Origin of the sequence: Anoxybacillus sp. LAT27 (genome assembly GCF_022030075.1) — a bacterium.
GTDB classification, from domain to species: domain Bacteria; phylum Bacillota; class Bacilli; order Bacillales; family Anoxybacillaceae; genus Anoxybacillus; species Anoxybacillus kestanbolensis.
The window spans coordinates 1-233 of sequence record NZ_JAIWYK010000295.1 but is presented as its reverse complement, the minus strand read 5'-3'; the positions used below and the strand labels follow the sequence as shown (position 1 = coordinate 233).

General features: G+C 59.7%; 1 protein-coding gene. It reads right to left on the bottom strand.

All coding sequences use genetic code 11. From position 1 onward, the window contains the following. Positions 1 to 219, bottom strand: a 219-nt coding sequence (locus LD028_RS09515) for an AMP-binding protein (protein ID WP_237811677.1), incomplete at its 3' end; no start/stop codon positions are given. Positions 220 to 233: the final 14 nt, after the last annotated feature.

Below are 233 nucleotides of genomic sequence, written 5' to 3'. Positions count from 1 at the left end.
AAACAGCGCGGTGGCCAATTCAAGCGTGTTGTACAAAACGGTGGAGACGCGGTCGCCTTTGCGCACGCCGGCTTCCTGAAACGCATTCGCCCACCGGTTGACCTCCCGCTCCCATTCGGCGTACGTATAGCGGCGCCCGGTCGCCACTTCGACAACCGCTTCCCGGTCCGGAAACTTTCGCACTGTTTGGGAAAACATCTCTCCAATCGTCACGTACAAACGCCTTCTCCCCC